At 37.6% G+C, this 23,536-nt stretch carries 4 protein-coding genes and 1 pseudogene; all 5 read left to right on the top strand.

Annotated elements, in window-relative coordinates; all coding sequences use genetic code 11:
• Positions 1–511 precede the first annotated feature (511 nt).
• Entirely contained in the window at positions 512–829 is a 318-nt protein-coding gene (locus GK047_RS23785; protein ID WP_163952468.1) for a hypothetical protein, read from the top strand.
• Between the two features lie 95 nt (positions 830–924).
• Positions 925–1,779, top strand: a complete 855-nt coding sequence (locus GK047_RS23780) for a sugar phosphate isomerase/epimerase family protein (RefSeq protein ID WP_163952466.1) — start codon at positions 925–927, stop codon at positions 1,777–1,779.
• 29 nt (positions 1,780–1,808) lie between these two features.
• Complete coding sequence (locus GK047_RS23775; RefSeq protein ID WP_163952464.1) at positions 1,809–2,474, top strand: O-methyltransferase; 666 nt, start codon at positions 1,809–1,811, stop codon at positions 2,472–2,474.
• A gap of 17 nt (positions 2,475–2,491) precedes the next feature.
• Entirely contained in the window at positions 2,492–12,649 is a 10,158-nt protein-coding gene (locus GK047_RS23770; RefSeq protein ID WP_163952462.1) for an SDR family NAD(P)-dependent oxidoreductase, read from the top strand.
• A pseudogene (locus GK047_RS23765) lies at positions 12,639–23,504 on the top strand (SDR family NAD(P)-dependent oxidoreductase); the annotation flags it as partial. The gene GK047_RS23770 and the pseudogene GK047_RS23765, both read left to right, overlap by 11 nt.
• Positions 23,505–23,536: the final 32 nt, after the last annotated feature.

Below are 23,536 nucleotides of genomic sequence, written 5' to 3'. Positions count from 1 at the left end.
AATATTATGTTGGCTTATTTATTTCCAGGACAGGGCCCTCAGCAAATTGGCAGGGGAGCGGGATATTTTGATGGGTTCAAGGGATTTGTTAATGAAGCTGATCACATAAGGGGTTACTCCATAAAAAGACTTTGCCTTAAGGATCCGTAAAGCCAACTGGGGCTAACACAGTTCACGCAGCCTGCACTTTATGTTGTAAATGCAATGAGCTATTTGAAAAGAATACAGGACACAGGTAAAAAACCTCAATATGTTGCCGACCACAGCCTTGGAGAATATAATGCGCTTCTTGCGGCAGATGTTTTTAATTTTTGCAACAGGGTTGAAGCTTTAATAAAGAGAGGGGGGAGTTAATGGGACAGGCATCAAACGGTGGCATGGCAGCCGTTGTGGGCCTTGAAGTGCAGGTTGTTGATACAATAAAGGTTCTTACTAATTTTATCTGGTTAAAAGGAATCTAAGAAAAGAATCACTTGATTATTGGCTGGATCAAGCGAAAACACTCGGGGGCATGAAGAGAATCAGGCCGTGGAAAAGTATATACAGGAGTATTAATCGGGAAATATCCTGCAATGATGACTCCTTGCCTGCAGCAGACATCATATTCCAGGTAACTGAAAGAACGATTGATAAACATGGAAATAAGTTGCTTTTCCCGGAGATTGAAGTTGAGACTTACTGGACTGATTTCTATGAAAATTCTGAAATCCCTATTGATTTATATCATGATCATGACACAAGCGAACAGTTCCATAGTGAATTGAAAACAGATATGGATGTGGAGCGTTTTCCGTCAGGCAAGTTTGCGGTAAATTCCTTAATTGGATAGATTGCGATGTTTGCATTTAATAGTTTACGGATTCAGGTGAAATTTACTAATGGGATAACTAATATACTAATTAATTTATAAGAGGAGATATATTTATGGAATTTAGTTTTTGTACAATAGCCTGGAGACATAAAACTTTGAAACTTGATGATATGCTTTATCTAATTAGTTTGCTTGGTTATGATGGTATAGAAATATGGAGTAAACATTTATTTGAATATACAGCTGCATTGCCTGCCTTAAAGAAACTACTTGCTCATTGTAATCTCAAAGTACCAATGATTACACCTTATTTTGATTTTACTTCAACAAAAAAAAAATGGAGAGATAGCATTTTAGAAGCTGAGAAATACATTCATTTGGCTAATGAAATAAACTGTGGTATCATTCGCTGTTTTACTGGAAAAGTTGGAAGCGAATTTGCGACTCAAAGAGAGTGGAACAATTGTGTTGAAGGTGTGCAGGTAATAGCTGATAAAGCAGCAGCATACAACATTAAAATAGCTATAGAAACTCATGTTAATACACTCGCTGATAGAATTGAATCGATCAAAAAATTGTTAATAGATGTAAACAGGCCTAATGTAGGTTTGGTGCTTGACTTTTATAATTTATATGAAAATGAAAAAGGTCTTGATCCTTTAATTGTTATTGAAGAGCTATATGAGCACACTATTCATGTACACGCTAAAAATGCAGAAAGTAATTTAGGTTTGATTACTCCATTTAATTATGTTATGGACAAAGATCGAAAGATACTCGGTATACGGAATCTCAATGATGGTGATCTTGATTATCGGGCAATAATTGCTGAATTAAAAAAAAGAGGTTATCAGGGATTTGTATCTGTTGAATGTTTTGAAACGAATAGAAATCCTATTCGTGTTGCAATGGATGAAATTCAATTTTTAAATCAAACAAAACAACCGGATTTACAGCCAATTGCATAACTTAGAAGAAATAATTTAAGGGGGAAAAAATGGGAAAGAGAACACTGAATTTAACTGATGAATTATATGATTACATACTGGATAATTCATTGAGAGAACCTCTAGTTGCTAAAGAACTTAGGGAAGAAACCAATCGTATGCTCATGTCTGCTATGCAGACCCCACCTGAGCAAGGACAGTATCTTGCTATGATGGTTGAGTTAATGAATGCAAAGCAAATTTTGGAAGTAGGGACATTTACCGGATATGGAGCTTTATGGATGGCGTTGTCTTTACCTGAAGGTGGAAAAATAACCAGTCTTGATATTGATGAGAAATGGTCTAGTATGGCAAAGAAGTACTGGAGAAAAGCAGGAGTTGAAGATAAAATCGATTTAATCATCGCGCCTGCTTCCCAATCTATGCACAAGTTGTTAAATGACAATAAAGCCAATTTTTACGATATTATTTTTATTGATGCTGATAAAGAAGGATACCTCGATTATTATGAATTAGCTATGAAACTTGTAAGAGTTGGTGGTTTGATTTTAATTGATAATGTTCTTTGGGGAGGGAGCGTCATTAATGAGCTTAACCAAGGGCGTGATGTTTGTGCAATCCGTGAGGTAAATAAAAGAGTCCATCTTGATGAGCGAATTACAATGAGTTTAATGCCTATTGGTGATGGTTTAACATTTGCGCTTCGTAAGAAATAATTGAAGGGTGATAAATTATGGAAATTCTCAAGTTATTAAAGACTTTAAGTAGTTCAAAAGTTAATTTTGGATTTAAAAAAAATGATATTTATTTTGAAAATGAATTAGCTAAAGATATACAAGAATACATTATAACTCATAAAGAGTTATTAAAAGATTTCCTTAAAAATAGTCAATTAATTGATTTGACAATTTCTAATAAAAACACTCATGAAAAAAGTTGGGCCGGGCTTGATTTTTTATTCGTTGAATCTGGAAGCAAGAAAGATACCCAGTTTTTATATAGAACATTTTTATTAACTGGTGAGAAGTTATTAAAAAATATAGCAATTGATGATTCACTTAACAACATGAATCACCTTTACTTAGCTAGCATATTTATCGCTTTATTTTATCGATATACGGATGGTGATATAACCCCCTGGATAATTGAGTGCAAAGGAAAAAAAGCTAAACTTGATATTTCTATATGTACTAAACAATCAAAAATTGCAGATTTAGTGGAGAATATATCCTCATTATTAGAAAAAGAACAAATAAATATAAATGATCTGGATAGCTTTAATCTTGTATTAACTGACACTGAATCAAGTAATGTTATGGCAATAAACCTTTCTTTAAAGGAAGAACAGGTTATATTTACATTAAAATATAACTCGCACTTAATTTCTGTAAATATGATAGATCGAATAGTTAATAATTATCTCACATATTTATCAGGTTTTTTAAAAAATCCAGATACAACAATTTCTTCTAATTCCTATCTTTCTTTAAAAGAAATAAATAAGATAAACAGATGGACAGGTATGATTGCCTCGTATCCATCAAATCAAACGCTTTATGATTTATTTGAACAACAGGTACATAAAACACCACAAGAAATTGCTATTAGTTATGAAGATAATAAAAGTAATATTTCTTCAATTTCTTACATTGATTTACTTTGTTCAGTTGATCATTTGGCTTTAGAAATCATGCAATTAAACTTAACAAATCATGTAATTGGCTATTGTGGTGAACGGTCTATTTATACCGTAATTGCTATGCTTGCTGTTTTTAAGTCAGGAAACATTTATGTCCCTCTGGACACATCTTATTCTAAGGAAGACCTCAATTATATCATTGAGGATGCTAGAGTTGAATTAATATTCACAACAGATCAGAATGTGAGTGGAATTTCTAACTACAGGACAATTGTGATGAATGAGCAAAATATTATTAATGCTGCTTCGTACAAACAAAGCCATTCAGCGAGTAAGAGTTCTTTAGACAATGACTGTTTAATCATGTATACTTCTGGATCAACAGGGAGACCTAAAGGTGTTATTCACAAACAGTTACAATTATTTAATCGTTTTAACTGGCTCTGGTCTCAGTATCCTTTCAAACAAACGTCTTGTATGTGTCAACGCACTAGTATGAACTTTTTACCTTCGATGTGGGAGTTTCTAGGAGGGGTGTTGAAAGGAGTTCCAACAGTTGTTTTAGCTGATACTATTGTAAAAGATCCCAATAAGCTTATTAATGCTATTGCTCGACATAAGATATCACATCTTACTGTCGTTCCCTCACTTTTAAAACGTATTCTGGAATCTCCAGAAGATAAAAGTTTATTATCAACGATGCAATTATGCATTACAGCAGGAGAACCGTTAACACTAAATTTATTGAAGCAATTTAAAGAAATAGTACCTCAGGCTACTTTATTAAATGACTTTGGTGCAACAGAAGTAAATGGCATTTTATATTTTGATTCAAAAACTAAAACAAAAAGAGAGGATAAATTACCTGGCTTTAAACCAATTAAAAATGTCAAAGCATACATTCTTGATTCAGATTTAAACTTTACTGGAATCGGTGTTGCAGGAGAACTGCATATCGGTGGTTTGCCTTTAGCAACAGGTTATCTTAATGATCATGAAGGTAATAAATCGAAATTTATTGAAAACCCTTTCAAAGATAACTCAGGTCCCCGATTGTATAAAATGGGCGATTTTGCCCGTTATTTACCTGATGGTACTATCGAACTTTTAGGGCGGCGTGATCATCAGGTGAAAATTAGGGGGATTAAGATTGAATTAACTGGCATTGAACGAGTGATTGCACAAAACGATGCTATTGCTGAATGTGCAGTTTTTGTTAAAGAAATCAGACAGGGAGTAAGTCGTCTTTATTCTGCTATTGCTTTATGTGATCAGAAATCAATCACAGACGAAGAATTGTACTCATTTTTAAAAGAAAAAATTGCTGATTACATGATACCTTCTTCTTTTTTTAGAGTAAAAAAGTTACCAAGAACCCCAAATGGTAAAATAGATCGGCAAAAATTATTAACGTTAACAGACCAATCCATAAATAATCAAAAAACGAGTCTTATTTCAACTAATGAGATAAAAGAACAGCTTGTTTCTCTCACGGCACAAGCTCTATCAGTTGAATCTTCCTTAATCGAGAGTAAAAAAAAGTTCTATGCTTTAGGCTTTGATTCACTTACTATAGTAGACTTCTTAAACGCAGTAAATAAGAGGTTTGGTATAGCATTAGCAATTACTGATTTATATGATTGTTCAAGCATTGATGAGTTAACTACTTATTTAAATTCAAATAAGAATTTAAAACCAGAATTAGCACATAAATTAGAAATAAAGTCTAATGTTAATCAAGCATCTTTCGAACCTCAGCCTATTATAACAAACACAGCTACCAAAGATATATTAATTGCGTTAGCAGCTAAAGTCCTTCAAGTAGATATTTCATTAATTGAAAGTGAAAAGAAATACTATGCTTTAGGCTTTGATTCTTTGACTATAGTAGACTTTTTAAATACAGTTAACAAACAATTTGGGACAGACCTCGCAGTGAGTGACTTGTATGATTACTCAAGTATTGATGAGCTGGGTGTATTTTTATCAAGTCAGAAGAAGAATCATTCTATTAGTAATAGTATATCTTTTGCCAGCCCCATTCAGGATTTATCATATGTGGACAAAAAAGAAAGTAATGAAACAAAGAACAAAGTCAAAAAAATAGCAATAATTGGATTGTCTTGCAAATATGCAGGCGCAAATTCCACTGATGAATACTGGGAAAATCTCAAAAATGGCGTTGATTCAATTCAGACCGTTCCTGCACATAGATGGTCGATAGAAAAATATTATGATCCTGATATCAAAAAGGACTATAAAACAATCAGTAAATGGGGAGGATTCGTTTCTGATATTGATCGTTTTGATGCAGACTTTTTTTCTATAACACCGATTGAAAGTGAGAACATGGATCCGCAACAACGAATTTGTCTTGAAGAATGTTACCATGCTCTAGAAGATGCAGGGTACTCAGAGCATGAACTAAGTAATAAAAATGTTGGGGTTTTTATAGGCGCTAGGCCAGGCGATTATATTGATATTATTAAGGAGGACAGAAATCCTCCCAATCCCTATAGCTTGATGGGAAATGATTTTGCCATTTTAGCAGCGCGAATTGCCTATTTTCTCAATTTAAAAGGACCTTGCTTAAGTCTGGATACAGCTTGCTCTTCTTCACTGGTAGCCATTCATCTTGCTGCAACAAGTATACTTAATGGTGAGTGTGAAATGGCTTTAGCAGGTGGTATTTGCATTATGTCTACTCCCGATCTTTATTTGACTTCTTCCAAATTGGGCATGTTATCACCTGATGGGATGTGTAGAACATTTGATAACAGAGCCAACGGTTTTGTTCCTGGTGAAGGGGTAGGAGTTGTTGTACTCAAAGAACTAGACAAAGCAATCGAGGATAAAGATCATATTTATGGAGTTATATCTGCTTCTGGAATCAATCAGGATGGTAAAACCAATGGGATAACAGCACCTAGTGCTTTAAGTCAATTAAATTTACTTAAAACAATCTATAATGAAAATAAGATAGACCCAGCTTCTATTGATTATATTGAGACCCATGGAACAGGGACTAAACTTGGCGATCCTATTGAAATAAAAGCTCTTTCAGATGTATTTGGGAAGGCTTCCAAAGCAAAACAATATTGCCCCATTGGTTCTGTAAAAACCAATATCGGGCATACAATAGCTGCTGCAGGAGTTGCTGGGATAATTAAAATATTATTGTCATTGGAAAATAATTTGATCCCTCCAGCTTTACACTTTGAAAAAGCTAATGAACATATAGACTTTGAAAACAGTCCGTTCTTTGTAAATACAACCTTAAAAGAGTGGAGATCCAAATCAACTCTGAGAAAAGCTGCTGTCAGCTCTTTTGGATTTAGTGGTACTAATAGTCATGTTGTCATTGAAGAATTTAAAAATGATAGTAATAGATACACGATTAAACAACCATGTTATTTGATACCGATATCAGCTAAATCAAATGAGAGTCTTATGCAGAAAGTAAAAAAGCTTGGTGAGTGGTTAAAAAGATCTCATGAACAATCCATTGGGGATATTGCATACACGTTGAGTATAGGTAGAAATCATTTTGATGAAAGATTAGCATTTGTTGTAGAGAGTAAGGAACAATTGCTAGCTATACTTGAAAAGACTTATGAGAATATAAATGTTGAAGTAGTTGGAAATAATGATAATGCTGAATGGGATAAAATAATTGATCTATTAAATAAGCCAGAAATAAATAATATGGCATATAAAGAACATATGGAAAGCTTGAAAAACACTTATCTTAATGGAAGTAAAATAAACTGGGAAAAATTGTATCGAAACACTCGTTATAAAAAGATTTCATTACCTACATATCCTTTTGAAAAGAAGCGATTTTGGATTGAAAGATCAGACAAGCAACAAATCAATTCAACAAAGTCTTTAAAGCACGCTTTATTTGAAAATATAGTGAGGGAAAGGCATAAAATTCATTTTACTGTTTTATTAAACAATCAAAATGAGCTAGTTAAGGATCATAGGATCAATGAAACAATTATTATTCCTGGAACCTTTTTTGTGGAAATGATCTATAAGGCTTTGGAAATGCATAATGTCCTTAAAGATGAAATCGTAATAGAAAACGTCAACTTAATTAAATCAGTCCATTTAGGAGAGCAGGATACAAGCATAACTTTATCAATTGATACCTCAGCTATGACTTTTGTTCTCAGTAGTGGGGATGACATCATTGTTACTGGAGCATATAAAGAATCTCAGAATAGCTCTCTAAAACCATTTGATATTGAAAGTTTTATTGCTAATTCTCATTTAAGATATAATAAACAAGCTATTTATAATCAGCATCTTAAGTCAAAGTGTCAGTATGGCGCAGCTTATCAAGTCGTACAAAATGTTTTTATGAATAACAATGAATTACTAGCACAAGTTGATTTTGGAATAGATCGGATTAGCTATGAAAATGGTATTCTTCATCCCATCTTACTTGATGGTGCATTGCATGCTGTTGTTGGCTTTAAGAATATTTTTTCTTCTGGAAATATGTATCTTCCGTTTTCAATTGGAAAAGTTCGTGTTTATAAGACACTTACGGCTCCCTGTTATTCATTAATCAAAATCATGCAACACAATGAAACAGATTTATATGTAAAATGTAATATTAATATATATGATAAATCAGGTGAAACTCTGGTTGAAGTAGAAGATTTTATGTTAAAAGCGCTGTCAGAAAAAGCTTCACAACTATTGTTTTATACTCCACATTGGAATGAAAAATATATGAATAGTAATAAAATTTTCAAGCAGGAAACAGTGGTCCTTTTCGATCATGATGATACTAATTATCAGGCAATTTTGCAGGAAAATTTAGTGAAAAGAGTAATTCTGGTTAAAGCAGGAACACAATTTATTAATGATAATAATCTCTATCAAATAAATTTTCATGATGCGCATGACTATCATAAGTTATTAGATAGTTTTAATGCACATTCCATTGATTTTTCTAACTTGATTTATTTTCCTGTTATAAAAAATAACAGTGAAGCACCATTGTCCAGAGCCAAAGAAGTGGTACATCCTTTATATTTACTTTGTAAAGCATTGATGAAATTAAGAGAAAAGCGAAATTATAATTTGTTATGTTTAATAGACACTAAGGATAATGAAAATTATCCTTTTTATGCTGGTCTTGGTCCTTTTATGCAAACAATATGCTTAGAAAATCCTGCTTTTCGATTCAGGACATTGACCCATAACTGGATGGAAGTAGATAGTAGAAGGACGATAGAGGAGCTTTTTCATCTTTCTTCTTCAGCAGAAATTAAGTATAACCATACAGTCAGAATGGAAAAAGAGCTGAAAGAAACGGCTATTGAATTATCAAAAAATGATCATTTCAATGGTGTCTATATCATTACAGGTGGATTAGGTGGCATTGGTTTAGTTATAGCTCGTTATCTCAGCCGGCACCCATTAACAAAAATTGTGTTACTCGGCAGGTCCACTCATGATGCAAAAACGGATCGATTACTAGCTTCTATTCAAAGTGATAATGTGGTTTATCAAAGCTGCGACCTTGCCGTAGAGAGCAGCGTTAAAGATGTACTGACCGTTATAACTACCGAGTTGGGACCTATAAGAGGTGTTTTTCATTGTGCTGGTGTCATTAATGATGGGCTGTTTTTTAATAAAGACTGGAGTGACTTTGAAGAAGTCATAAAAGCTAAAGTTGCAGGAACTGTTTATTTGAATAAGTATACGAGTACTGAAAAATTAGATTTTATGGTCCTTTTTTCATCTATTACATCTTCTTTTGGGAATAAGGGGCAGTCAGATTATGCTTATGCTAATGGATTTATAGATTATTTTGCTAGCTATAGAGATAGTGAGTGTCAAAAGGGACATTTATCTGGAAAAAGTATTTCTATTAATTGGCCACTGTGGTTATCAGGTGGAATGCAATTATCAGAGTTAGCTCTCAATAAAATGAAAGATGACAAGGGATGGGAAGGTCTAACAGACGAAATTGCTCTAGAAGCTCTTTTTGCTATTTTATCAAGTCGTTATGCGAACATTGGTGTTCTATATGGGAATAAATTCAAGTTAAATAATAACTTCAATGATCAATATGCGGATTCCCCCAATTTATATATTGAAACGAGTCAGCAAGCACCTGATAAACAAAAAGTAAAAGAAGTAATTGCTGAAAAAATTGCTGTTGTTACAAAAATGTCAGTTCAGCAAGTTATCGGCAAAAAAAGTTTTGAGCAATTTGGTTTTAATTCATTAATGATTATGGAGCTGAATGGACAATTAGAACAGGTTTTTGGGGCTTTATCTAGCACCCTATTTTATGAGTACAATTCATTAGATGAGCTTGTAGATTATTTTATCAACAATCATAGTGAAGTAATAACTGGAAAATTTGTTTCAAATGTTGATCAGAGTTTATCAGTAACTGCTTCACTGGTAACCAGGAAAGAGGTCTCAGCTACTAAAGTAGATGAGACCTCTTTTGTAAATGATAGGGCCATTATGGGAAGTAATCGTGTTTATCCTGGAGTACAGGATATTGCGATCATCGGAGTAGCCGGACGTTATCCTCAAGCCAAAAATATCGAAGCCTTATGGGACAATCTTAAGAAGGGAAAAAATTGTATTACAGAGATCCCAAAGGACAGATGGGATTGGAAGAAGTATTATACCGAAGATAAAAAGGCTTATGGAGGGATATACACCAAGTGGGGCGGTTTTATTGAAGATATAGATAAGTTTGATCCGTTATTTTTCGGGATATCACCAAGAGAAGCCGAGCAAATGGATCCCCAGGAGCGATTATTCCTGGAGACGGTATATGCAAGTATTGAGGATGCCGGATACACTCCAGACAATATAAGCGCCACGAGAAAAGTAGGTGTTTTTGCTGGAGCGATGAATGGGGATTACATCACGGGGGCCTCATTTTGGTCGATAGCGAATCGTGTCTCCTATGTCATGAATTTTCAAGGGCCGAGTATGTCAATAGATACTGCGTGCTCATCGTCCTTGGTAGCGATACACCTGGCAGTGGAGAGTCTTTATAACGGGACTAGTGAATGTGCCATTGCAGGTGGAGTCAATTTGATTGTAAATCCTTTTCATTACCAAAGATTATCAGGAAAAACAATGTTATCTTCGGGTAATGAATGCAAGTCATTTGGAGCAGGGGCAGATGGCTTCGTAGACGCAGAGGGAGTAGGAGCTATCGTGTTAAAGCCCTTATCTGCCGCGGAAAAGGACGGAGATCATATTTACGGAATTATCAAAGGGAGCATGATAAACGCTGGAGGAAAGACTAATGGGTATACTGTGCCCAATCCGAATATGCATCGTCAGTTGGTTAAAGAAGCATTACAACGGGCCGATATTGACGCGAGAACAATAAGTTATCTTGAAGCACATGGTACAGGTACGGAGCTGGGAGATCCAATTGAGATTGCGGGTCTTACAGGCGCGTTTGAAGAGAGTACAAATGATAAACAGTTTTGCGCGATAGGTTCGGTAAAGTCGAACATAGGTCATTTAGAGAGTGCGGCGGGTATTGCCGGCTTGACTAAAGTGTTGCTACAGATGAAGTATGGGCAGATAGTGCCTTCACTGCATTCCAGTACGTTGAACCCGCGTATAGATTTTAGCAAGACATCATTTGTTGTCCAGCAGGAACTGTCAGAATGGAATCGACCAATAATTGACACTAAGAGATTTCCACGGCGAGCGGGTATATCATCTTTTGGAGCAGGAGGAGCAAACGCGCACGTCATAGTGGAGGAGTATATGCCTGCTGAAGCAAGAAGTGTGGAGATCAATATTACCCAGCAGAATTCAGTCATCATCGTATTATCAGCAATGAATGAAGAAAGACTTCGAGAGCAGGCGGACAATTTATTGGCAGTAGTAAAAAGTCAGCGGCTTTCAAATGGAGATTTGATTGATATCGCTTATACGCTCCAGGTCGGACGAGCGACACTGGAAGAGCGAATGGCCATGACGGTGACGTCTCTGGCGCAATTGGAGATAAAGCTTAGTGCATATCTTGAAAATAAGGATGAAACTGAAAATATTTTTCGCGGGTGTGTTAAGAGTGATAGAGCCATGGGGGCAGTTTTGGGCGCTGATGAAGACATTCAAAAAGCGATCGAATCATGGATAAACAAGAGAAAATATGAAAAACTGCTAGACTTATGGGTAACAGGCTTAGACGTTGATTGGGAAAGGCTATATACCTACAGTAAGCCCCAAAGGATAAGCTTGCCGACATATCCTTTCGCACGGGAACGATACTGGCTTTCGGAAATAGAAGCTGAAGCGGAGGGAAATCGTGTAGAGGGTCTAAAGGCAAATGGCTATTTACACCCTTTGCTCCATAGGAACACATCTAATTTGGAAGAACAAAGATTCAGCAGTACGCTGACCGGGAATGAGTTTTTCTTAAGGGATCATGTCGTAATGGGAGACAAAATACTGCCTGGAGCGGCATACCTGGAGATGATCAGAGCAGCGATTCATGAATCAGTACCAAGGGCAGAAGAAAGCGCAATAAAACTAAAGAATATCGTGTGGTTAAGACCGCTCGGCGTAAACGGTAAAGGTCAGGAGGTACACATTAGTGTATATCCGGAAGAAAACAGTGAGATTAGCTATGAGATATATAGCGAAGGATCGAATAGGGAAGAAGAGGCAATCGTCCACTGTCAGGGTCGAGCGGTTTTCGTTCCGACAAGTGAGTCACGGTATTCAGAACGTATAGATGTTCGAAAATTACAAACCGAATGTAACGATAAAATGATAACCGGAAGCGAATGTTACGAGAAATTTAGAACCTTAGGGATCGATTATGGAAGTGGACACCAGGGTATCGAGTGCATATACGTCGGAGAAGGTAAGGTATTGGCAAAGCTCACTATGCCGGAATCAGTAAGAGCAAAAGCGGAAGAATATATCCTGCATCCAAGCGTCCTAGACTCCGCCATACAGTCAACTATCGGTTTATCAATAGGTAACGGCACTACAGGGAATAAGGAAAGAACAAAGCCAAAATTACCCTTCGCCCTAGAAGAGTTGGAAGTTATAGACAGATGCAGCGAAAACATGTGGGTGTTTGCAAGAAAGAGTGAAGGTGTTACTTCCGATGATAAAATGCAGAAGCTTGATATCGACATATGTGATGAAAACGGTAAGATCCATGTACGGATGAAAAAGTTTGCATTCAGAGCGCTGGAAGTAGAAAGGGAGGGCAAAGATGATGTTTGAAAGAAAGAGTGAAGGAGCAGATATTGGCACTATAATGCTGCATCCCGTATGGAAGGAATCAGACACCATACAAGTAGAAACAATGCCTGATCGCGTACAGCGCGAAATCATACTGTGTGAAGCGGATAAAGGAATAACCTCTGAAAACCTTGAAACTCGGATAGCAGGGGTGAGATGTCGAATATTACGAAGCGAAGAGAAGGGTTTGGGTATCAGATATGAAAAGTATGCAAAACAAGTGTTTATTGAGATAAAAAGCATTCTTAAGAGTAAACCGAAAGGAAGTGTTCTGGTTCAAATCGTCGTCTTTACTGATGAGGATAAAGAAATATTTAGAGGGTTAGGGGGACTATTAAAGACAGCTCAATTAGAGAATCCAAAACTTTTGTATCAGATTATTCAACTATCTGCTGAAAGAAAGATTGAAGCAATAGTCGAAAAGCTGGAAGCGAACAGTCTAAGACTGCAAGATAGAGAGATAAGATACGACAATGAAGGTGTGAGATCTATCAAAAGCATCGAGGAAACGAGATTACTCGATCGAAGCAATGAAGAAGAAATTCCTTGGAAAGAAGGAGGTATATATCTAATAACAGGAGGGGTCGGGGGCTTAGGCTTTATATTCGCTGAAGAGGTAGCGGAAAAAGCAAAAGATGTAAAATTGATCCTGACTGGAAGATCAGAGCTAAATGAGATTAAACAAGCCCAATTGAACGTCTTAAAAGAAATGGGAGCTATAGTCGAATACAGGCGGACGGATATCGCAGAAAAAGAACAAGTCAAGGAATTGATAGCCGGAATAATAGAAACCTATGGCGCGCTAAATGGAATTTTTCATAGTGCCGGGGTAATACGGGATAATTATATCATCAATAAAACAGAAGAAGAATTCGTGGAAGTACTTAAGCCCAAAGTAACCGGATTATGGCATATTGATGAGTTCACAAGAGATGTAAATCTTGACTTTATCATTCTATTCTCATCAGGAGCAGGAGAATCCGGGAACCCGGGTCAGGCAGATTATGCGGTAGCGAATGCGTTTATGGATGTGTATGCAAGCTATAGAAATAAATTAGTAGAGAAGGGAGAACGCCGGGGAAAAACCCTCTCGATAAACTGGCCGTTATGGGAAAAAGGCGGAATGCATATCGACAAAGAGATCGAGAAAATCATGTTTAAGAATATAGGCATGATCCCCATGAAGACAGAGACAGGTATAAAAGCCTTCTATAAAGCTTTGGTTCAAGAAAATGATCAGGTGATGATTATGGAAGGAGATATTAAGAAACTTCGTGAAGTGTTTATTGAAAAAGAAAGCCGTATAGCATCATCAGGAAAAAATGAAGCAACAGAAGAAAGACGTAATAAGATAACAGTGGCTCAAGAAACACTGCAAGAGAAGGCGGAAACCTATTTCAAGAAGTTGCTGTCATCCGTAATCAAGTTACCGGTAAACCGCATAGAATCAGACGCCCCTATGGAAAAATACGGGATAGATTCCTTAGTGATCATGCAAATGACTGATGAGTTGGAGAAAACCTTTGGCTCACTATCAAAGACATTGTTTTTTGAATATCAGAACATCCACTCCATAACAGGGTACTTTATTGAATCCCACAGAGATAGACTGATAGAGCTGCTGGGGATTGAGAAGAAAAAAGTACAATCTATCGCAGAACCTGAAAAATCCACAGCCAATAAAGAACCTGTAAAACAAGTGATCAAAAAACCACAACGTTCGCGATTTGCCTTTCCAGTCATTCCTACTATAGAAAAGCCTGGGAAGGAAGACATAGCCGTCATCGGAGTATCCGGTCGATATCCACAAGCAAAGAATCTGGATGAGTTGTGGGAGAATCTGTGTGGAGGTAAGGATTGTATAACCGAGATACCGAAAGAGCGTTGGGATTACAATCTATACTATGATGAAGACAAGAATAAGATAGGGAAGACTTACACCAAGTGGGGAGGATTTCTGGATGATGTAGATAAATTTGATCCGTTATTTTTTAATATCACTCCTCATGAAGCAGAATTCATGGACCCGCAGGAGAGGTTGTTTTTGGAGTGCGTCCTTGAAACACTGGAGGACGCAGGGTATACCAGGGAAACCTTAAGCAAATATCAGCGCTTTGGACTGGAAGGGAATGTTGGAGTCTATGTAGGTGTTATGTATGATGAGTACCAACTTTATGGAGCTCAGGAACAAGCTCAAGGTCGAATGCTTGCTCTTAACGGGATTATGTCATCGGTAGCTAATCGTGTATCTTATTTTTGTAATTTTCATGGTCCAAGTATCGGCCTTAATACGATGTGCTCTTCATCTTTGGTAGCCATACACTTGGCTTGTCAAAGCATACAACAAGGAGGATGCGAGCTCGCGATTGCCGGCGGTGTAAATGTATCCATACATCCCAATAAATACTTACTGTTAGGTCAGGGTAATTTTGTATCAAGTAAAGGAAAATGTGAAAGCTTTGGAAAAGGTGGAGACGGTTATGTGCCAGGAGAAGGAGTCGGAGCGATACTGCTAAAACCCTTGTCTAAAGCTATTGAAGATGGAGACCAAATCTATGGAGTTATCAAAGGCTCGGCAATAAACCATGGAGGAAAGACAAACGGCTACACAGTGCCGAATCCGAACGCGCAAGCGAGCATGATAAGGGAAGCGATAAAAGAAGCAAGAGTAGATGCAAGAAATATCAGTTACATAGAGGCCCATGGTACAGGAACAGCGTTAGGCGATCCCATAGAAATAACAGCACTTACAAAGGCCTTTGAAGACCACACGGAAGAAAAGCAGTTTTGCGCGATAGGCTCAGTCAAGAGCAATATCGGACATTTAGAGAGTGCTGCGGGGATCGTGGGTGTAACGAAGATGTTGTTGCAGATGAAGTATGGAAAGCTGGTACCGAGTTTGCATTCAAAAATATTAAATCCCAACATAGATTTTGAGAAGACCCCATTCAAAGTACAACAAGAGTTAGAAGAATGGAAACGCCCGGTAATCGAGAAGGATGGAGAAAAGAAGGAATATCCAAGAATAGCGGGGATATCCTCATTCGGCGCCGGAGGATCGAACGCCCATCTTGTGATAGAAGAATACATCCCGGAGAATGAAGAACATTCTGCGATAACCATAACAGTTGAGAATCCCGCGGTAATCATATTATCAGGGAAGGAAGAAGAGAAGCTAAAAGAACGAGTGAAGCAGTTATTGAGAGAGATAGAGAAAGGAAGATTTGAAGATAAAGATCTTTCGGATATAGCATACACCTTACAGATAGGTCGAGAAGCTATGGGGGCTCGTTTGGGAATGACGGTGACCTCAATTAGAGAACTGGAAGAAAAACTGAGAGGATTTCTGGCGGATAAGGAAGACATAGAAGACATGTACGTAGGCCGTGTGAAGAGGGAAAAGGATACACTGGCAATCTTCAAAGCGGATGAAGACTTACAAAAGGCATTAGACTCATGGATAAACAAGAGAAAATACGGGAAACTATTGGATTTCTGGGTGAAAGGTTTGGACTTTAATTGGGAAAGGTTGTATAAAGAAGCGAAGCCCAAAAGGATAAGCTTGCCCACATATCCCTTTGCACGAGAGAGATACTGGATTCCGAAGATAGAAACTAACACTGACAGTATAATAGGAACAAATGTAACATCGAGAGTACTGGAAGAAAAAGAAGGAGAACTGAAAGAACTAAGTGCAATACAAGAAGACAAGGCGCAGCTTACTCAGAATATACTGAAAGAGAAAACAGTAAATTATTTCAAAAAAGTGCTCTCGTCAGTAAGTAATATACCGGTAGACCGGATAGAATCCGATGTTTCACTGGAGACATATGGAATAGATTCGGTAATGATAAAACAGCTATCGGGACAATTAGAGAAATCATTCGGATCAATATCGATGACACTATTTTTTGAATATCAGACTCTTCAATCTCTAGCTGAATATTTCTTAAAAACATATAAAAACAAACTAATGGAATTATTCGAACTAGATGGCAAAGAAAACGATGAGATTGAAGGGAATAAGAAGTCTACAGAACTTAAGACTGATGTGATACAAACTTTTGCAAATAAACCAAACCCTCTAAGTATTTCAAAGTTAGAATTGGATGCCCTCCCTATTCATGACAGCAAAAATATTGACATTGCAGTAATAGGCCTCTCCGGACGTTATCCGCAGGCAAAGGACATAAATGAATTCTGGGAAAACCTGAAAGCAGGAAAAGACTGTGTAGATGAAATACCAAAAGATCGATGGGATTACACTCTCTATTACGATGAAGATAAGTTCAAGCCTGGAAAGATGAATAGCAAATGGGGAGGATTTATCGCTGATGTGGATAAATTTGATCCGTTATTTTTTAATATTTCGCCTGAGGATGCCGAATTCATGGACCCACAGGAAAGGTTATTCTTGGAGTGCGTCTATGAGACAATAGAGGATGCAGGATATACAAGAGAGGCATTAAGCAAATACAAAAATGTTGGTTTAGAAGGAAATGTAGGTGTTTTTGTAGGAGTTACTTTTGCAGAATACCATCTATATGGTATACAGAGTCAAATGAAAGGTAAACCCTTAGCTTTATCCGGAATATCATCATCAATCGCGAATAGGGTATCTTATTTTTGCAATTTTAATGGACCAAGTATGTCTATTGATAGCATGTGTTCTTCTTCTTTAACGGCACTACACGTGGCATGCGAAAGTATCAAGCAAGGGGGATGTAAACTTGCGGTAGTAGGGGGAGTAAATCTTTCATTACATCCAAATAAGTATTTATTTTTGAGCCGGTATAACTTCTTGTCAAGTAAAGGTAGATGTGAAAGTTTTGGCAGTGGTGGAGATGGCTATGTGCCTGGCGAAGGAGTCGGAACTATACTTTTAAAGCCGTTATCGCAAGCTGAGGCTGATGGAGATCAAATATATGGAATTATTAAATCAACGGCCATCAACCACGGAGGAAAGACTAATGGGTATTCCGTTCCAAATTTAAGTGCACAGGCCAATGTTATTAACAAGGCATTAATTGAAGCAAAAGTGAACCCGAGAAGTATTAGTTATATAGAAGCTCACGGAACAGGAACCTCTTTAGGAGATCCGATAGAAATAGCGGGAATAACAAAGGCTTTTAATGAATACACGAATGAACGAGGATTCTGCGCAATAGGGTCAGCCAAAAGCAACATTGGACATTTGGAAGCAGCAGCCGCGATAGCGGGAGTTTCAAAGGTATTATTACAGATCAAACACAAGCAATTAGTACCGAGCCTCCATTCAGAGGTGCTAAATTCTAATATTGATTTCAAAACTACACCCTTTAGAGTACAGCAAGAGCTGGAGGAATGGATACCTCCGGTGGTCGAGATAGAAGGTGAGATGAAGGAATATCCGAGAATAGCGGGTATTTCATCATTTGGCGCAGGAGGATCGAGTGGACACATAATAATAGAGGAGTATATACCGAAGATTCAAGAGCAAAATCAAATGACAATAACAGTACAAAACCCGGCGCTAATTGTATTATCAGCGAAAAAGGAAGACAGCCTGAAAGATCAGGTGAAGCGGCTGTTGGAAGCGATAAAAAATCAGCGATTTGAAGATAAAGATTTAGTAGACATAGCCTATACACTGCAAGTTGGTCGGGAAACAATGGAGGAGCGACTGGGAGTAATAGTTATATCAATTGATGATTTAAAAGAGAAACTGGATGGATTTCTAAAAGGGAAAATTGACATAGTCGACCTATACAAAAGCCAGGGGAAGAAACAGCACAATATTGTTTCACTATTAAAATCGAATGAAGAATTGCAGGAAGTTATCGGTAAATGGATAGAGCGGAAGAAGTATTCGACGCTATTAGACTTATGGGTAACAGGCTTAGACGTTGATTGGGAAAGGCTATATACCTATAGTAAGCCCAAAAGAATAAGCTTGCCGACATATCCTTTCGCACGGGAACGATACTGGCTTCCAGAAATAGAAGCTGAAGCAGAGGAAAACAGTGTAGCGGGTCTAAAGGCAAATGGCTATTTACACCCGTTGCTCCATAGGAACACATCTAATTTGGAAGGACAGAGATTTAGCAGTACACTGACCGGGAATGAGTTTTTCTTAAGGGATCATGTCGTAATGGGAGAAAAAATATTGCCTGGAGCGGCATACCTGGAGATGATCAGAGCAGCGATTCATGAATCAGTACCCAGGGCAGAAGAAAGTGTAATAAAACTAAAGAATATCGTGTGGTCAAGACCCATCGACGTAAACGGTAAAAGCCAGGATGTACACATCAGTGTATATCCGGAAGAAAACAGTGAGATTAGCTATGAGATATATAGCGAAGGATCGAATAGGGAAGAAGAGGCAATTGTGCACTGTCAGGGTCGAGCGGTCTTCGTTTCGACAAGTGAGTCACCGCATTTAGAACGTATAGATATCCGGAAATTACAAACCGAATGTAACGATAAAATCATAACCGGAAACGAATGTTACGAGAAATTTAGAGCCTTAGGGATCGATTACGGAAGTGGACATCAGGGGATCGATTGTATATACGTCGGAGAAGGTAAGGTGTTGGCAAAGCTTACTATGCCGGAATCAGTAAGAGCAAAGGCGGAAGACTATCTCCTGCATCCAAGCCTACTAGATTCCGCCATACAGGCAGCTATAGGCTTATCAATGAATAACCCAAGTCTGCCCTCCACCCTAGAACAATTGGAAGTTATAGACAAATGCAGTGAGAATATGTGGGCATTTGTAAGAAAGACTGAAGGTGTTACTTCCGATGATAAAATGCAGACGCTTAATATCGACATATGCGATGAAAACGGTAAGATCCATGTACGGATGAAAAAATTTGCCTTCAGAGCGCTGGAAGCAGAAAGCGAGGACAAAACAGACATTGGCTCTATCATGCTGCACCCCGTATGGAAACAATCGGGCACAATACAAGTAGAAACAATGCCTAATCGTGTACAACGAGAAATCATACTGTGCGAAGCGGATAAAAGAATAACCGCTGAAAGCCTTGAGACTCGGATAACAGGGGCGAGATGTCGAATATTACGAAGCGAAGAGAAGAATTTGGGCATCCGATATGAAAAGTACGCCAAACAGTTGTTTGCTGAGATAAAAAGTATCCTTAAGAGTAAGCCGAAAGGAAGTGTTCTCGTTCAGATCGTCGTCTTTACTGATGAGGATAAAGAAATATTTAGAGGGTTAGGGGGTCTGTTAAAGACAGCTCAATTAGAGAATTCAAAACTTTTGTATCAGATCATTCAACTATCTGCTGAAAGAGAGATTGCAGCAATAGTTGAAAAGCTGGAAGCGAACAGTCGAAGCCTGCAAGATAGAGAGATAAGATACGACGATGAAGGCGTGAGATATCTCAAAAGCCTTGAGGAAACAGCATTACTCGATCGAAGCAATGAAGAAGAGTTCCCTTGGAAAGAAGGCGGCGTATATCTAATAACAGGAGGGGCTGGGGGCTTAGGCTTCCTATTCGCCGAAGAGATAGCGGAAAAAGTGAAAGATGTAAAATTGATCCTGACTGGAAGATCAGAGCTAAATGAGACTAAACAAGCCCAATTGAACGTCTTAAAAGAAATGGGAGCTATAGTAGAATACAAGCGAACGGATATAACAACAAAAGAACAAGTCAAGGAATTGATAGCCGAAATAACAGAAACCTATGGCACGTTAAATGGAATCTTCCATAGCGCCGGGGTAATACGGGATAACTATATTATCAATAAAACAGAAGAAGAATTCGTGGAAGTGCTAAAACCCAAAGTAACCGGATTATTACATGTAGACGAGTTCACAAGAGACATCCATCTGGACTTTATCCTTCTATTCTCATCAGGAGCCGGAGAATCCGGGAACCCAGGTCAGGCAGATTATGCGGCAGCGAACGCGTTTATGGATGTGTATGCAAGCTATAGAAATAAATTAGTAGAAAAGGGAGAACGCTGGGGAAAAACCCTCTCGATAAACTGGCCGTTATGGGAAAAAGGCGGAATGCACGTCGACAAAGAGATTGAGAAAATCATGTTTGAGAAGATAGGCATGATCCCGATGAAGACAGAGACAGGTATAAAAGCGTTCTATAAAGCTTTGGTTCAAGAAAACGATCAGGTTATGATTTTGGAGGGTGATACGGCAAAAATCAGAAAAAAAATACGTTTAACACAATTGAAAGAAGATACACACCAACCGAAGTTAAACATGAAAGAAGTAAATATAGACATACTAAAAGAAAAAGTCATACACAAACTGACGGTACTACTCGGAGAAAGTATAAAGCTAAATATAAATCAAATAGACACGGAAGAACCATTCGACACTTACGGAATTGATTCAATCAAGCTAACCTTGCTGAATCAGAAAATTGCTGATTATTTTAATAATTTATCAAATACCTTATTTTTTGAATACCGGAACTTATCAACCTTAGGAGAATATTTAGCTTCTGAATATCCGGATGAATGTATGAAATGGACCGGGAATGAAATTGAAGTCGAAGTAGAAAATTCAAGTGATAGAAGCTCAGCTACAAAAAGTTCAGTTACAAAAAATAGTACCCTATTTCCAAAGCTTACATTGAAAAGGAGCAAGCCTGATTCAATTAAGAGGAGTTGGGGAAGTGTTGGATATGACCATCATGAAAATGAGCCAATAGCTGTCATAGGCGTGAGCGGTCGTTTCCCAAAGGCAAAAAATGTTGACGAGTTTTGGGAAAACTTAAAAAGTGGAAAAAGTTGCATTACAGAGTTACCTGAAGAACGCTGGTCTTTGGAAGGATTTTTTAATCCGGATAGAGAGGAAGCTGTAGCCCAAAGAAAAAGCTTCAGCAAATGGGGTGGTTTTTTAGAAGGATTTGCTGATTTTGATCCGTTATTTTTTAATATATCACCTGCTGAAGCGGAAAGAATGGATCCGCAGGAACGCCTATTTTTAGAAGAGTGCTGGAAAGCGGTTGAAGACGCGGGATATGTACCATCGAAAATAGATGAAAGCTTACGAAAACATATTGGGGTTTTTGGCGGAGTTACGAAAACAGGATTTAATTTATGGAATAATACCTCCAATAAGTTTTTCAATACATCATTTTCATCTTTAGTCAATCGATTGTCATACTTTATGGATTTTCATGGTCCTAGTGTTCCGGTTGATACGATGTGCTCATCTTCGCTTGCAGCTCTTCATCAGGCCTGTGAAAGTATCAGGAACCGGGAAATTAAAATGGCCATTGTCGGAGCGGTAAATTTATATCTGCACCCTAGCAATTATATAAGTCTCTCTCAAGCTGGATTAATTTCTGATTCTTCAAGTAGTAGTGTATTTGATAAAGGAGGAATCGGATTTATTCCGTCTGAAGGCGTGGGAGCAGTAGTTCTTAAACGATTATCCGACGCGGAAAAAGACAACGATCATATTTGGGCTTTAATCAAAGGAAGCGCTGTTTCTCATAGTGGGAAGACGAATGGCTATAATGTACCTGATCCAGCCAAGCAAGCCGCTGTCATACAGCAGGCTTTGAACACGGCTAATGTGGATCCGCGATCGATAAGACATTTTGAAGCCGCAGCAAGCGGATCAGAGATGGTCGATGCGATTGAAATGTCAGCCATATCTAAGGTGTTTCAGAAGTTTCGAGATCAAGAAAGCCAATTCTATACGATGGGTTCTGTTAAATCCGTATTAGGACATGGTGAATCGGTATCGGGGATGGCTCAGTTTATAAAGGCATTACTACAATTCAAACATAAGATGCTGTGTCCGACCAAATTACCGGAGCAACTTAATCCGAATATTAAATTTAATACGCTGCCCTTTAAGATTGAAACGAATTTTGTGGAATGGCCGAATATGGATGTCGATGGGGATAGAAGCCCGCGGCGTATCGGAATCAACAGCTTTGGGGCCGGAGGTGTATACTCGCATTTAATATTGGAAGAGTATGATAAGCCAGCTGACCATGCCATTGTTATTCCTTCTAAAGGTACTCCGAACCTATTTGTTTTTTCTGCAAAAACCAATCATTCGTTGAGAAGGTATCTTCAGATCTGGAAGGAATATTTGGCAAAACAACCGGATCTGGATCTGTGCCAACTCGCATATATCCTGCAAAATAAGCGAGAAGCAATGAAAAGAAGGTTTGCTTCTATCGCCCAAAACACAGAACAGTTAATAAATAACATTGAGGATTACCTGAATGATGTGACCAATCACAATAGCTATACGGAGAATATGAACAAAGGAGGTAATTCCCAGTCAACACTGCAAAATCCGCTTTTCGACCATCAAATAGATAATCTTAATTCGGAAAAGGATTTGTCTAAATGGGCTCAGTTATGGGTAAACGGAGCTTCTTTGTCATGGGAAAAATTATATAACGATAATGTCCCAAAACATATTTCACAGCTCCCTACATACCCTTTTAGACAAAAGCAGTTTTGGCTAAATGTGAAAGAAGACAATCTTTCGAATGAATCAGAAAGCCAAGACTTTATTTCTTTAGACGCTATTTTAGGGACTGAATTTATTTCATTAGAAAGCATTTTGCACCAGGAAGATGAGAATTACAATTATTCGATAATAAATGATAATCAGTCGGAAGATTCACCTGAAACGTTGGAAATCCAACAATTGATTAAAGAAATTCTATATGAAATTTTATATTTAGATGATCTCGATGAATTTGATAATGAGGCTAATTTCATGGAACTCGGATTAGACTCTATTCTATCAGGTAAATTTATACAAAAAATGAATAGTAAATGTAATCTGAATTTAAGAGAAACAGTGATGTTTGATTACCCGAACACTTTCCAGCTATCAAAGTATATTGCCTCACAACTCATATGGGA

The organism is Paenibacillus sp. SYP-B3998, assembly GCF_010820665.1.
Classification (GTDB): domain Bacteria; phylum Bacillota; class Bacilli; order Paenibacillales; family NBRC-103111; genus Paenibacillus_E.
The sequence above is the reverse complement of the archived record's forward strand: the minus strand, read 5'-3'. Positions and strand labels throughout refer to the sequence as shown.

Excerpts from the sequence above, each read along its gene's own strand:
- GK047_RS23785 (WP_163952468.1), top strand. The coding sequence starts at position 512 with ATGAAGAGAATCAGGCCGTGGAAAAGTATATACAGGAGTATTAATCGG.
- GK047_RS23780 (WP_163952466.1), top strand. The coding sequence starts at position 925 with ATGGAATTTAGTTTTTGTACAATAGCCTGGAGACATAAAACTTTGAAA.
- GK047_RS23775 (WP_163952464.1), top strand. The coding sequence starts at position 1,809 with ATGGGAAAGAGAACACTGAATTTAACTGATGAATTATATGATTACATA.
- GK047_RS23770 (WP_163952462.1), top strand. The coding sequence starts at position 2,492 with ATGGAAATTCTCAAGTTATTAAAGACTTTAAGTAGTTCAAAAGTTAAT.